At 48.4% G+C, this 13,201-nt stretch carries 11 protein-coding genes and 2 tRNA genes; all 13 read right to left on the bottom strand.

Translation table 11 applies throughout. From position 1 onward, the window contains the following. Nucleotides 1-5: 5 nt before the first annotated feature. Nucleotides 6-917, bottom strand: coding sequence for a lipoprotein NlpI (gene nlpI / locus LRP49_RS22310; RefSeq protein WP_274145145.1), 912 nt, complete (start codon nucleotides 915-917; stop codon nucleotides 6-8). A 79-nt stretch (nucleotides 918-996) separates the two neighbouring features. Next, on the bottom strand, nucleotides 997-3,126 hold the full coding sequence (gene pnp, locus LRP49_RS22305) for a polyribonucleotide nucleotidyltransferase (RefSeq protein ID WP_274145144.1): 2,130 nt from the start codon (nucleotides 3,124-3,126) through the stop codon (nucleotides 997-999). Nucleotides 3,127-3,520: 394 nt separating this feature from the next. Next, nucleotides 3,521-3,790, bottom strand: a complete 270-nt coding sequence (gene rpsO / locus LRP49_RS22300) for a 30S ribosomal protein S15 (protein ID WP_274145142.1) — start codon at nucleotides 3,788-3,790, stop codon at nucleotides 3,521-3,523. Between the two features lie 131 nt (nucleotides 3,791-3,921). After that, the gene (gene truB, locus LRP49_RS22295) at nucleotides 3,922-4,872 is read right to left on the bottom strand and encodes a tRNA pseudouridine(55) synthase TruB (protein ID WP_274145141.1); all 951 of its coding nucleotides are present in this window, start codon (nucleotides 4,870-4,872) and stop codon (nucleotides 3,922-3,924) included. Beyond that, entirely contained in the window at nucleotides 4,872-5,264 is a 393-nt protein-coding gene (gene rbfA / locus LRP49_RS22290) for a 30S ribosome-binding factor RbfA (RefSeq protein ID WP_274145139.1), read from the bottom strand. The genes truB and rbfA overlap by 1 nt, the downstream gene beginning before the upstream one ends. Before the next feature lie 85 nt (nucleotides 5,265-5,349). Next, nucleotides 5,350-8,046 carry a translation initiation factor IF-2 gene (gene infB / locus LRP49_RS22285; RefSeq protein ID WP_274145137.1) on the bottom strand — a complete coding sequence of 899 codons (2,697 nt, stop codon included), beginning with the start codon at nucleotides 8,044-8,046 and terminating at the stop codon, nucleotides 5,350-5,352. 21 nt (nucleotides 8,047-8,067) lie between these two features. Next, nucleotides 8,068-9,555: a transcription termination factor NusA gene (gene nusA, locus LRP49_RS22280; RefSeq protein ID WP_274145136.1), complete on the bottom strand. Its 1,488-nt coding sequence runs from the start codon at nucleotides 9,553-9,555 to the stop codon at nucleotides 8,068-8,070. 21 nt (nucleotides 9,556-9,576) lie between these two features. Continuing rightward, a complete protein-coding gene (rimP, locus tag LRP49_RS22275) occupies nucleotides 9,577-10,032 on the bottom strand; it encodes a ribosome maturation factor RimP (protein ID WP_274145134.1) in 456 nt (151 codons plus the stop codon). 169 nt (nucleotides 10,033-10,201) lie between these two features. Beyond that, nucleotides 10,202-10,278: transfer RNA gene (locus tag LRP49_RS22270), tRNA-Met, on the bottom strand. A 74-nt stretch (nucleotides 10,279-10,352) separates the two neighbouring features. Beyond that, a tRNA-Leu gene (locus tag LRP49_RS22265) sits at nucleotides 10,353-10,439 on the bottom strand. 9 nt (nucleotides 10,440-10,448) lie between these two features. Further along, the gene (gene secG, locus LRP49_RS22260) at nucleotides 10,449-10,778 is read right to left on the bottom strand and encodes a preprotein translocase subunit SecG (RefSeq protein ID WP_274145132.1); all 330 of its coding nucleotides are present in this window, start codon (nucleotides 10,776-10,778) and stop codon (nucleotides 10,449-10,451) included. 210 nt (nucleotides 10,779-10,988) lie between these two features. Further along, nucleotides 10,989-12,326 carry a phosphoglucosamine mutase gene (gene glmM, locus LRP49_RS22255; protein ID WP_274145130.1) on the bottom strand — a complete coding sequence of 446 codons (1,338 nt, stop codon included), beginning with the start codon at nucleotides 12,324-12,326 and terminating at the stop codon, nucleotides 10,989-10,991. Next, a complete protein-coding gene (folP, locus tag LRP49_RS22250) occupies nucleotides 12,326-13,174 on the bottom strand; it encodes a dihydropteroate synthase (RefSeq protein WP_274145127.1) in 849 nt (282 codons plus the stop codon). Before folP ends, glmM begins: the two co-directional genes overlap by 1 nt. Nucleotides 13,175-13,201 lie beyond the last annotated feature (27 nt).

Below are 13,201 nucleotides of genomic sequence, written 5' to 3'. Positions count from 1 at the left end.
ACTTGTTAAGACTTAGACAGCGACTGTTGTGCAACTTGCTGAGCTATCCTGCTGAGCTCTAGCATCGCATAACGATGCTCAACATAGTCATACACATTGCCTGACATGGCGAGCTTATACAGTGCCACTGCAGAGCTAATATCACCGAGTGCTTGATAACGCTTGGCTAAATAGAAATACCCCTCGCACAAGCGTTGTGCGAGCTGTGCATTATTCTGACTGGTTAGCATGATGTCGCGGAAGAACTGTTCTTCACTTACTTCATTGATATAAAGTTTTGCAATCTCCCAGCCCCAATCTTGCTTGTCAGAGTTTGCATAGCGAGTAGTAAGTTGTGCCTTGGCAGCTTCTAGCCCGTCTTTTTCCACTTCGACGAGGTAAAGCCACAACGCGCGGTAAGCATCATTTACGTTGTCATTGTAATGCTTGATTAAGTCTCTTTCCGCCAGCATGTAGCGGCCACCATAGTAAAGCGCAATACCACGGTTTCGCTCTGCAAATTGGTGTGACTCATCTAACTCTAGCGTCGAATCAAACGCTTCATACGCCGCATCATAAAGGCCATTTTGCGTGAAATACACGCCTAGGATATTAAACACATCGGGCTGCGCGGGGTTAAATGAGAGAGAACGATTGAAGTCGAGTCGCGCGAGATCTCGCAACCCCAAATTGTCATTCACCAGTCCACGTTCATAATAAATCTGCGCTTTGTCTTGGTCAGTAAGATCATCGCGTAGCAATATCTGATCGATTCTTGCTAATTGCACTTCCTGTTGCGTGGTCGGCTGAAGAGGAACAGCCATCGGAAGCAGATGCCATGGCTGAGTGACTTCGATCGTCTGGGACGTTGTCTGGCAACCTGACAAGAGTAACAGGCTGCAGGCAACCGTCAGCGGAAGCCATCTATTTTTTAGCATTTGCAAACAATCTCCATATAGCAAAAAAGGGGGCAAAGCCCCCTTTTTATACCTTGTTTACACGCTCGGCGTAAACCTATTAAGCGTCAGCGTCTGGCTGTGCAGCATTTTCTTCAGCAGCAGGGGCTTGCTCTACTGCTTCTTTCATGCTCAAACGGATACGACCTTGACGGTCGATTTCCAGAACCTTAACTTTAACTTCTTGGCCTTGCTCAACGTAGTCAGACACTTTCTCGATGCGCTGATCAGCAACTTGAGAAATGTGTACCAGACCTTCTTTGGTGCCGATAACTGACACGAAGCAACCGAAGTCTACGATGCGCGTAACTTTACCTGTGTAGATACGACCAACTTCAACTTCTGCGGTCAACGCTTCAATGCGCGCAATCGCTGCTTTCGCTTTGTCGCCGTCAGTTGCTGCGATCTTCACTGTACCGTCATCTTCGATTTCGATAGTGGTTTCAGTTTCTTCAGTCAGTGCACGGATAACCGCACCGCCTTTACCGATAACATCTTTGATCTTCTCTGGGTTGATCTTGATGGTATGGATACGTGGCGCGAACTGAGAGATATCTTCACGAGCAGAAGAGATTGCTGAATCCATTACGCTCAGGATGTGCAGACGCGCACCTTTTGCTTGGTTCAGAGCAATTTGCATGATCTCTTTGGTGATACCTTCGATCTTGATGTCCATCTGCAGTGCAGTAACACCATCATCAGTACCCGCTACTTTAAAGTCCATGTCGCCCAGGTGGTCTTCGTCACCCAGAATGTCAGACAGAACAACAAACTCTTCGCCTTCTTTCACAAGACCCATCGCGATACCCGCAACAGATTTCTTGATTGGCACGCCTGCATCCATCAGCGCTAGCGATGAACCACACACAGAAGCCATTGAAGAAGAACCGTTAGATTCAGTGATTTCAGATACAACGCGAACGGTGTATGGGAATTCTTCCTGAGATGGCATCACTGATTGGATACCACGCTTCGCCAGTTTACCGTGGCCGATTTCACGACGCTTAGGAGAGCCAACAAAGCCAGTCTCACCTACACAGTATGGAGGGAAGTTGTAGTGGAACAGGAAGTTATCCGTAGACTCACCAGTGATGGAATCGATGATTTGCGCATCACGCTGAGTACCCAGAGTTGCAGTAACCAGTGCCTGAGTTTCACCACGAGTGAACAGTGATGAACCGTGAGTACGTGGCAGAACACCAGTACGAACGTCCAGCGCACGAACCATGTCTTTCTCACGGCCGTCGATACGTGGTTCGCCCGCGATGATGCGGCTACGTACTACGTTCTTCTCAAGGCTGTACAGCATGCCTTGGATTTCACGCGCGTCCAGCGTCTCGTCTTGCTCAAGCAGTTGCTCTTTCACGCTTGACTTGATTTCGCCAACACGGTCGTAACGCGCCATTTTCTCAGTGATTTGGTACGCTTCGGTGAATTGCGCTTCAGCCAGTTCAGCAACACGCGCTTTCAGCTCAGTGTTTACTACTGGCGCAGTCCAATCCCAAGCTGGAGTAGCAACTTCTGCTGCGAACTCTTTGATAGCCTGAATAACCACTTGTTGTTGATCGTGACCGTATACAACCGCTTGCAGCATTTGCTCTTCTGACAGACGGTCAGCTTCTGATTCAACCATCAGAACTGCGCCTTCAGTACCTGCTACAACCAGATCCAGACGGCTGTTTTCTAGCTCAGTGTTGCTTGGGTTCAGTACCAACTCATCGTTGATGAAACCAACGCGCGCAGCACCGATTGGGCCATTGAATGGAATACCAGAGATAGCCAGTGCCGCAGACGTACCAATCATGGTAACGATGTCAGGGCTAACGTTCGGGTTTACCGAAACCACAGTCGCGATAACCTGCACTTCGTTTTTGAAGTTATCTGGGAACAGTGGACGGATTGGGCGGTCGATAAGACGCGCAGTCAGGGTTTCGCCTTCAGAAGGACGACCTTCACGCTTGAAGAAACCACCTGGGATTTTACCCGCTGCGTAAGTACGCTCTTGGTAGTTAACCGTCAGAGGGAAGAAGTCTTGACCTTCAACGGCTTCTTTCTTTCCAACAACACTTACGAATACAGACGTATCGTCCATGCTTACCATTACAGCAGCAGTTGCCTGACGTGCCATTACGCCAGTTTCCAGTGTCACAGTATGGTTACCATACTGGAATGTTTTTACGATTGGATTCACGTGAAATTCCTTGTTGTTTTGCGCTTTTTGCGCCGATTGCAGTTCTTTCAGGGCCTCACCAATCGCGACTAATGACAAAACTTTTAGTCATAAAGCTCTCTCAATAGTCGCGACCTGATGGTCGACTTCGTTGACTGTGAGACCAGTGAAAGCGCCAATATTATACACGCCAGAACCATTAACGGTAACTTACAGAGATAAGTTTCGTGCGTTAATCCCAGATAATTCGTTTGGCCAGTAAGGTTTACACTCAATCCACACAAAGTGATTGAAGAGAAGAGCATCATCGAACGCTAATGCTAGTCGATAGGAGCATTTTTAGGAGAGCAAAAACGAGAAAAGGAGCCACGAATGGCTCCTTTTCGGAATGCGATGCTTAAAAGCCAAAGGCTTATTAGCGACGCAGACCCAGACGCTTGATCAGCTCAAGGTAACGGTCGGCGTTTTTGCCCTTCAGGTAATCCAGAAGTTTACGACGACGAGAAACCATGCGCAGCAGACCGCGACGGCTGTGGTGATCACCTTTGTGCTCAGCGAAGTGGCCTTGCAGGTGGTTGATAGAAGCAGTCAGCAGAGCTACTTGTACTTCTGGAGAACCAGTGTCGTTTGCGCCTTGCGCGTATTCAGCAACGATTGCTGCTTTAGTTTCTGCATTCAGAGACATAGTCTTTTCCTAAATGTAAAAGGTTTTAATTTGTGTCAGCCAATCTCTGATTCAGCCGACACCCGAGGCGGCGAATTCTACAGCGATTCCTTGAATAAGGCAACTGCTGTTCAATGAACTCAGCCTATTAATTATTGATCGTGAGTGCGAACCAGACGGCGTGGTTTCAAACGACCATCCGCATCGGTTTCACCTACGCCAATAAAGGTACGATCTTCACCGACAGTCATGCGCACCACTTCACCTTCTGCTGGCGCATTTGGGATCTGTACTGCCTGACCTTGCAGTGCATAACTTGCTACCGCAGGGATTAAATTCACTTCACGCAAATCTTGAACCGCCGTGTCCAATGGAAGCAAAAGCGGATCCAGCAATTCACGAGGTTGAATATCTTGCTCACGCGCTTGCTCAAGCAAGGCTTCCAGTTGCTCCAGTGTCACCATTCTTTCATAAGGATAACCAGAAACACCTGTACGACGTAGCATGGTTACGTGCGCACCACAGCCTAGCATCTCACCAAGATCGTCAACGATAGTACGAATATACGTACCTTTTGAGCAATGCACTTCCATCTCTACTTCATGGCCTTCAAAGCGCAGAAGCGAAATTTCGTAAACGGTGATCTTGCGAGCTTCACGTGGGATTTCAATGCCCGCACGCGCATATTCGTAAAGTGGCTTACCCTCATACTTCAATGCAGAGAACATTGAAGGTACCTGCATCGTGTCGCCACGGAATGACGCAATACTGCGCTCAAGGTCACCAAGGTTCACTTTCACTTCACGCGTTTCCACCACTTCACCGTCAGAGTCTGACGTATTCGTGCGCTCACCTAACTTGGCAATAACACGGTAACGCTTGTCAGAATCCAGCAGGAACTGAGAAAACTTGGTCGCTTCACCAAAGCAGATTGGCAACATGCCCGTTGCCAGCGGATCCAGTGCACCGGTATGGCCCGCTTTCTCCGCAAAGTAGATATTCTTTACTTTTTGCAGTGCTGCATTAGACGTAATGCCAGTCGGTTTATCCAGAAGGATAATCCCATCAACAGGACGTCCGCGGCGACGTGGACGGCGACCCATTACTCTTCCTCTCCATCTTGGTCAACGCGACGATCTTCATCAGATTTTACCGCTTGAGTAACCAAGTTCGAAATACGCATACCTTCGGTCAGCGACTCATCGAAGAAGAAAGTAATCTCAGGGGTTACGCGAAGACGAATCGCTTTACCCAAAAGGCTACGGATATAACCTGTTGCTTCCTGAAGTGCTTCCAAACCACCTTGAGGTGTTTGATCACCCATGGTCAGGAAGGTCACGAATACTTTTGCATAAGCCAAGTCACGAGACACCTCAACATCCGATACAGTTACCATACCGATGCGTGGGTCTTTGATTTCGCGTTGCAGGATCAGTGCGATTTCTTTTTGCACTTGCTGCGACACGCGTTGTGTGCGGCTATATTCTTTTGCCATAACGCTATTCTCTTATACGAAATGGGGGGAAAGCGCAAAGCACTTCCCCCCATGGTGTTTATAAACAACCTGTTACAGGCAGCTATTAATCGATGGTACGTTTTACTTCGACAATTTCGAATACTTCGATTTGGTCGCCTACACGTACATCGTTGTAGTTCTTAACGCCGATACCACACTCGTAACCTTTCGCCACTTCGTTAACGTCGTCTTTAAAGCGACGCAGTGACTCAAGCTCACCTTCATAGATAACAACGTTATCGCGCAGTACGCGGATTGGGTTGTTACGCTTGATGGTGCCTTCAGAAACGATACAGCCTGCAATTGCACCAATCTTAGGTGATTTGAAGACTTCACGTACTTCAGCAAGACCCATGATTTGTTGTTTGAACTCAGGCGCAAGCATACCGCTCATCGCTTGTTTCACTTCATCAATCAGGGCGTAGATTACTGAGTAGTAACGTAGATCCAGGCTTTCTGCTTCGATAGTCTTACGTGCAGATGCATCAGCACGTACGTTAAAGCCAACCAGAATCGCGTTAGACGCTGCAGCCAGAACCGCATCAGTTTCGGTGATTGCACCAACACCTGAACCAACGATTTTAACTTTAACTTCGTCAGTAGACAGTTTAACCAGTGAGTCTGCAATCGCTTCAACAGAACCTTGTACGTCTGCTTTCAGAACAACGTTCAGTTCAGACACTTCACCTTCAGCCATGTTAGAGAACATGTTTTCCAGTTTAGATTTCTGCTGACGTGCCAGTTTCACATCACGGAACTTGCCTTGACGGTAAAGCGCAACTTCACGAGCTTTACGCTCATCACGCACTACAGTCGCTTCGTCACCCGCTTGAGGAACACCAGACAGACCCAAGATTTCTACTGGGATAGATGGACCAGCAGTCTCTACTTCTTGACCGTTTTCGTCACGCATCGCACGAACACGACCGTACTCCAGACCACATAGAACGATATCGCCTTTTTTCAGCGTACCTTCTTGTACCAGAACGGTTGCTACCGGACCACGACCTTTATCTAGGCGAGATTCGATAACCACACCACTCGCCATACCATCGCGAACAGCTTCCAACTCTAGAACTTCTGATTGCAGCAGGATAGCTTCAAGCAGTGCATCAATGTTGATACCTTGCTTAGCAGAAACATGAACAAACATGTTCTCGCCGCCCCACTCTTCTGGGATTACGTTGTGCTGAGCCAGTTCGTTTTTAACTTGATCTGGGTTAGCCGCTTCTTTATCGATCTTGTTCACAGCAACAATCAGAGGCACTTCTGCCGCTTTTGCGTGCTGGATTGCTTCGATAGTTTGTGGCATTACACCATCATCAGCAGCAACAACAAGAACAACAAGGTCAGTCGCTTTTGCACCACGAGCACGCATAGATGTAAACGCTGCGTGTCCTGGAGTATCCAGGAAGGTGATCATGCCGTTGTCAGTTTCAACGTGGTATGCACCAATGTGCTGGGTAATACCACCCGCTTCGCCTGATGCAACGTGCGCTTTACGGATGTAATCCAGTAGCGACGTTTTACCGTGGTCAACGTGACCCATGATGGTAACAACTGGCGCACGAGGTTCGCGCTTAGAGTTGTCATCACGATCTGACATGATTGCTTCTTCAAGTTCGTTTTCACGACGAAGAACCACTTTATGACCCATCTCTTCAGCGACCAGTTGAGCAGTTTCCTGATCAATCACTTGGTTGATGGTTGCCATCGCACCCATTTTCATCATGGCTTTGATAACTTCAGTGGCTTTAACCGCCATCTTGTTCGCTAGCTCGGCAACCGTTACAGTTTCGCCGATCTCTACATCACGGTTAACTTTCTGCGCAGGTTTTTGGAAACCATGCTGCATAGATGTAGGCTTAGACATGCGACCTTTCAGTTTGCCGCCTTTACCACCGCGAGCACGAGAAGATGTTGCGTCTTCTTTTTCTTGCGCCGATTTTTTCTTCTTACGACGACGAGGTGCTGCTTCTTGGCGGCGATCCGCTTCGTCTTCTGCTTCACGTGCGTACTTTGAGGTCGTGGTGTGGTGATCTGCCTTTTCCATAACCTCTACCGCTGCGTCTTGTTGACTCCAGCGCTCTTCATTCAATTCTGCCATTTTGCGTGCCTCTTCTAGCTGGCGCTGACTTTCTTCTTCAGCTTTACGCTTGGCTTCCTCTTCCTGGCGACGCTTGAGTTCATCAGCTTCTTTCTTTGCTTGCACTTCGGCAGCTTCACGAGCCGCAGTTTCTTCTGCAGTTTCGTTCATCGCTTTAGCTTTCTCTGCAGCAATTCGTGCTTTTTCTTCAGCTTCGCGCTTAGCTTTCTCTTCAGCTTCGCGCTTTGCTTTCTCTTCGGCTTCTCGTTTGGCTGCTTCTTCAGCTTCGCGGCGGGCCTTTTCCTCTGCCTCGCGCTGTACTGCTTCTTCAGCTTCACGTTGTGCAGCTTCCTGCGCTACACGTTGTTCTTCTAGTTCGCTGCGCTTCACGTAGGTGCGCTTTTTGCGCACTTCTACTTGAACATCCTTACTCTTTCCGCCAGCACTTGAAACACTCAAAGTGCTGCGTTTTTTGCGCTGTAACGTCAGTCGAGTTGGAGCGCTACCATCGTCGCCATGCTCACGTTTTAGGTGAGCCAGCAAGGTTTGTTTCTCATCTTGGCTTACGTTGTCGTCTGCCGATTTCTGAATGCCTGCATCTTGTAATTGCTTCAGCAAACGTTCTACCGGCGTATCAATCTCGCTCGCCAGTGCCTTAACTGTAACCTCTGACATTCTGCTCCTCCTTTGCTGCGCTTAAGCTTCGTCGCTGAACCAGCAAATATTGCGTGCTGCCATGATAAGCTCGCCCGCTTTAACTTCATCCATTCCCTCGATATCCAGAAGATCGTCTGTGCCTTGGTCGGCGAGATCTTCCAGAGTACAAATGCCTTTCGCTGCTAGGCGGAACGCAAAATCACGCTCCAAGCCTTCTAGACCAAGAAGGTCTTCAGCTGGCTCAGCACCATCAAGGATTTCTTCTTTTGCCAACGCGATGGTGGTCAGTGCTTCTTTCGCACGGTTGCGCAGCTCTTCAACAGTGTCTTCGTCAAGACCGTTGATTTCCAGAAGCTCAGCTGCTGGAACATAAGCGACTTCTTCCAAAGAAGTGAAGCCTTCTTCTACAAGAACTGCTGCGAAATCTTCATCAATATCCAGGTGCTTGCTGAACAGTTCAATAGACTGGCCTGCTTCTTCCTGGTGTTTCTTCTGAAGGTCTTGAACTGTCATTACGTTCAGTTCCCAACCGGTCAGTTGAGAAGCCAGACGAACGTTCTGACCATTACGGCCGATTGCTTGAGCCAGGTTGTCTGCCTCTACAGCAATGTCCATAGTGTGTGAATCTTCATCTACGATGATCGATGCAACGTCAGCAGGAGCCATTGCATTGATAACGAATTGCGCTGGGTTATCATCCCAAAGCACGATATCAATACGCTCGCCGCCCAGTTCACCGGAAACAGCTTGTACACGTGCACCACGCATACCAACACACGCACCCACAGGGTCGATACGTTTGTCGTTCGTTTTCACTGCGATTTTCGCACGTGAACCTGGATCACGAGCCGCGCCCATCACTTCGATCATCTCTTCGCCAATTTCTGGCACTTCAATGCGGAACAGTTCGATCAGCATTTCAGACTTAGAGCGAGTCATGAACAATTGGAAACCACGCGCTTCAGGACGTACAGCATACAGCAAACCACGTACGCGGTCGCCTGGGCGGAAGTTTTCACGTGGCAATTGGTCGTCACGTTGAATTGCCGCTTCAGCATTGTTACCTAGGTCAACAATAACAACATCGCGGTTAACTTTCTTAACAACACCAGTGATCAGCTCACCTTCGTTGTCCATAAACTGCTCAACCACTTGTGCGCGCTCAGCTTCACGTACTTTCTGTACGATAACTTGCTTCGCAGTTTGCGTGGTGATGCGGTCAAACGTCACAGATTCGATTTCGTCTTCAACAAAACCGCCTAGACCCAGAGACTCATCTTCATATTGCGCTGCTTCCAGCGTAATTTCGCGTGTAGGAAGAGCAACCTCTTCAACAACCAACCAACGGCGGAATGTATCGAATTCACCAGTTTTGCGGTCGATTGCAACACGTACGTCGATGTCTGCTTCGTATTTTTTCTTTGTTGCCGTAGCCAGTGCGGTTTCCAACGCTTCAAAAATACGCTCGCGAGGAACTGCTTTTTCATTGGATACCGCTTCTACGACAGCCAAGATTTCTTTGTTCATGAACTAATGCCTCATTTAGCCTTAAAATGAAGGAACCAGGTTGGCCTTGGCGATATTGCTCAGGGCGAACGCTTCTTCGTTGCCATCGACGCTGATGGTCACGGTCTCGCCTTCAATAGAAAGGATGTCACCTTTCCACTTACGACGGTTTTGCATAGCCATTTTCAGTACAATCGTTACTTCATGGCCGATAAAACGCTGATAATGTTCAGCTTTAAACAGTGGTCGCTCCAAACCTGGAGAAGAAACTTCCAGATTGTAAGCTACAGTGATTGGATCTTCTACGTCCATCACTGCACTAACTTGACGGCTAACTTCAGCACAGTCTTCAACTGTAATACCGTTTTCGTGATCAATGAAGATACGAAGGGTCGAGTGCTGGCCAGCGCGAACGAACTCGAGCCCAACAAGCTCGTAGTCCAAAGCCTCTACAGGTGCTTCAAGCAAGGCGTGAAGCTGTTTTTCTAGTCCTGTCATACAAACCCCAGAAATAAAAAAAGGGCCTAAAGCCCAGTATTCATCCGAATGGTCATCTTCAGATAACAAAAAACCCCGAATGTCGGGGTTTTATGCAACTGGACCCTGATGCTATGGTTTCCCATAGCCAGTGACTGTCGTGGTCTCTATATGACAATCACTGATAAAGTGGTTGCGGGGGCCGGATTTGAACCGACGACCTTCGGGTTATGAGCCCGACGAGCTACCAAGCTGCTCCACCCCGCGTCCGAACGGCGCACATTATATCGCCGTACCGCTCACTTTTACAAGTGAAACGAACCTCAATGAGGATTTTTATTTGGTGCTGAGAGCGGGACTTGAACCCGCACGCCTCGAAAGGCACTGCCCCCTCAAGACAGCGTGTCTACCAATTCCACCACCTCAGCAGTATTTCTTTATTGTGGGATGTCGCTATTGTTCTTAGCTGGCACGTCCACTGACTGAGTTTGTTCCACTGGAACACTCAAGTCTTCATACTCACCCACTACTTGGGTCTGCTTAGCAGTCATGTTACCCAAGACAAGGCTGAGAATGAAAAATATTGTCGCGAAAATCGCAGTCATTCGGGTCAGAAAGTTTCCAGAGCCGCTAGAGCCAAACACTGTGTTTGATGCCCCAGCCCCAAATGAGGCTCCCATATCTGCGCCTTTACCTTGTTGAACCAGTACCAGGCCAATTACACCAAGAGCGGCCAACAGATAAATCACAAGTAGAATTTCGTACATGGGTTCCACCTATGTTCCAAATTGTTGAGCCAGCTGACCAAGTCGTTCACTAGCGCAACTCCCTTCAATTGGGAGCGGGAGAATACTATCTAATGCCAGCAGGTGAGACAAGAGAAAAATGCAAAAAAACATGACATTTCATTCTGTTTGCACATCTTGTAACCAAACTGGCGTTCCCGCTCCACCTCTATTCCTGAGACAAACCGCCTTTTAGCAGTTTGCTTTTACTGCATCTGCAATTTCAAGTGCGTATTCTTGCACTTTAACCGCATCTTCGCCTTCAACCATAACGCGGATGAGTGGTTCAGTGCCCGATTTGCGTAATAAAACGCGTCCGGTATCACCCAGTTTCTGTTCTACGGCTGCTTTTGCAGATAAAACAGCGTCTGATTCCAATGGATCGCTGCTCCCCGCAAAACGCACGTTTTCCAGAACTTGTGGGAACATACTCATGCCGTCACACAAGTCTTTTAGGCTCATGCCCGTGCCAATCACACTCGCAAGCACTTGCAGTGCCGCAACGATTGCATCACCCGTGGTCACTTTGTCCAACAAGATGACGTGGCCTGAGTTTTCCGCACCAATACTCCAACCGTTTTCCAACAGTTTTTCCATAACATAGCGATCGCCCACTTTGGCGCGCGTAAATGGAATGCCCAGGTTTTTCAGTGCAACTTCCATCCCCATATTGGTCATCAAGGTACCAACAACACCGCCTTTCAGTTCACCACGACGTAATGATTCACGGGCAATGATATAGGCAATCTGATCGCCATCGACCTTGTTGCCTTCATGGTCAACCATGATGACACGGTCACCGTCACCGTCGAATGCAATGCCCAATGCTGCGCCTTCTTCAACCACACGCTTTTGCAGCGCACGGACGTCAGTTGCACCCACTTCGTCGTTAATGTTTGTGCCGTTTGGCTCAACACCCATGGCGATAACGTCGGCACCCAACTCAGAGAACACAGAAGGTGCGATGTGATACGTTGCGCCGTGTGCACAGTCAATCACCACCTTCAAGCCCTTCAGGCTCATCTCTGACGGGAAAGTACCTTTACAAAACTCGATGTAACGGCCCGCGGCATCAACGATACGCTTCGCTTTACCCAGCTCTGCCGATTCCACACAGGTCAATGGTTTTTCCAGCTCAGCTTCAATCGCCAATTCAATATCATCCGGCAGCTTTGTACCTTCAGAAGAAAAGAATTTGATACCGTTGTCATAGAACGGGTTATGGGAAGCCGAAATTACAATACCCGCTTCAGCACGGAAAGTTTGTGTTAAATACGCAATCGCCGGTGTTGGCATAGGGCCAGTAAAAGCAGCCTGAAGACCCGCTGCTGAAAGACCCGCTTCCAATGCCGATTCCAGCATGTAACCAGAGATACGCGTATCTTTACCAATCAGTACTTTTTTTGTGCCTTGCTGGCTAAGTACTCGTCCTGCTGCCCAGCCGAGCTTCAGGATAAAATCGGGCGTAATAGGAAATTGACCCACTTTACCGCGTACACCATCAGTGCCGAAGTATTTGCGTTCTGTCATTATGATTCTCCAAGTAGAGCTGCTGCTTCTTTCATCGTGTGAACAACACGAACAACATCAACGGTCTCTTTCACATCGTGAACACGAATGATCTGAGCCCCTTTCATCGCAGCAATGGTGGCGCAAGCTAAACTGCCCCCTAGAATATCTGAAGGGGCTTTATCCAAAAGTTTAAATATCATCGACTTTCTCGACATGCCCGCTAAGACTGGCAAACCGTGACGATGGAAGTGCTCCAAATTGGCAAGGAGCTGGTAATTATGTGTTTGGGTTTTACCAAAGCCAAAACCGGGATCTAATATGAGCTGGCTCTTATGTATTCCCGCGCTTTCGCAAGCCGCAATTCTCTTTTCAAAAAACGTGTCAATATCGGCAAACAAGTCGCTATAAGAGGGATTGGCTTGCATTGTTCTCGGTTGACCTTGCATATGCATTAAGCACACAGGCACTCCAGCTTCTGCAGCCGCGTCTAACGCCCCGTTCTCTTGCAGTGCACGCACATCATTAATGACATCTGCACCCGCTTTGACAGCGTCGCGCATCACACCCGCTTTACTGGTATCAATCGATATCCAGCAATCGAAACGAGAGCGAATAGCTTCAATGGCAGGAATTACACGATCCAACTCATCTTGCTCTGACACATCCGCTGCCCCAGGTCTGGTAGATTCACCACCAATATCTAGAATCGTTGCCCCTGCATTTAGCATAGTTTCCGCATGATGAAGTGCGGCATCTAAGTGGTTGAATTTGCCACCATCAGAGAAGGAATCGGGCGTAACGTTAAGAATACCCATTACTTGAGGCGAGGATAAGTCGAGCACTTTTGTGTTGGCGGTCAGTTTCATTAGAGAACTTTGTTTGAAAAGAAAATT

This window comes from Enterovibrio qingdaonensis, assembly GCF_028683135.1.
Classification (GTDB): domain Bacteria; phylum Pseudomonadota; class Gammaproteobacteria; order Enterobacterales; family Vibrionaceae; genus Enterovibrio; species Enterovibrio qingdaonensis.
The sequence above is the reverse complement of the archived record's forward strand: the minus strand, read 5'-3'. Positions and strand labels throughout refer to the sequence as shown.

Coding starts and splice junctions, on each gene's coding strand:
- nlpI (WP_274145145.1), bottom strand. CDS start 917: ATGCTAAAAAATAGATGGCTTCCGCTGACGGTTGCCTGCAGCCTGTTA.
- rpsO (WP_274145142.1), bottom strand. CDS start 3,790: ATGTCTCTGAATGCAGAAACTAAAGCAGCAATCGTTGCTGAATACGCG.
- truB (WP_274145141.1), bottom strand. CDS start 4,872: ATGGGTCGCCGTCCACGTCGCCGCGGACGTCCTGTTGATGGGATTATC.
- rbfA (WP_274145139.1), bottom strand. CDS start 5,264: ATGGCAAAAGAATATAGCCGCACACAACGCGTGTCGCAGCAAGTGCAA.
- infB (WP_274145137.1), bottom strand. CDS start 8,046: ATGTCAGAGGTTACAGTTAAGGCACTGGCGAGCGAGATTGATACGCCG.
- nusA (WP_274145136.1), bottom strand. CDS start 9,555: ATGAACAAAGAAATCTTGGCTGTCGTAGAAGCGGTATCCAATGAAAAA.
- rimP (WP_274145134.1), bottom strand. CDS start 10,032: ATGACAGGACTAGAAAAACAGCTTCACGCCTTGCTTGAAGCACCTGTA.
- secG (WP_274145132.1), bottom strand. CDS start 10,778: ATGTACGAAATTCTACTTGTGATTTATCTGTTGGCCGCTCTTGGTGTA.
- glmM (WP_274145130.1), bottom strand. CDS start 12,326: ATGACAGAACGCAAATACTTCGGCACTGATGGTGTACGCGGTAAAGTG.
- folP (WP_274145127.1), bottom strand. CDS start 13,174: ATGAAACTGACCGCCAACACAAAAGTGCTCGACTTATCCTCGCCTCAA.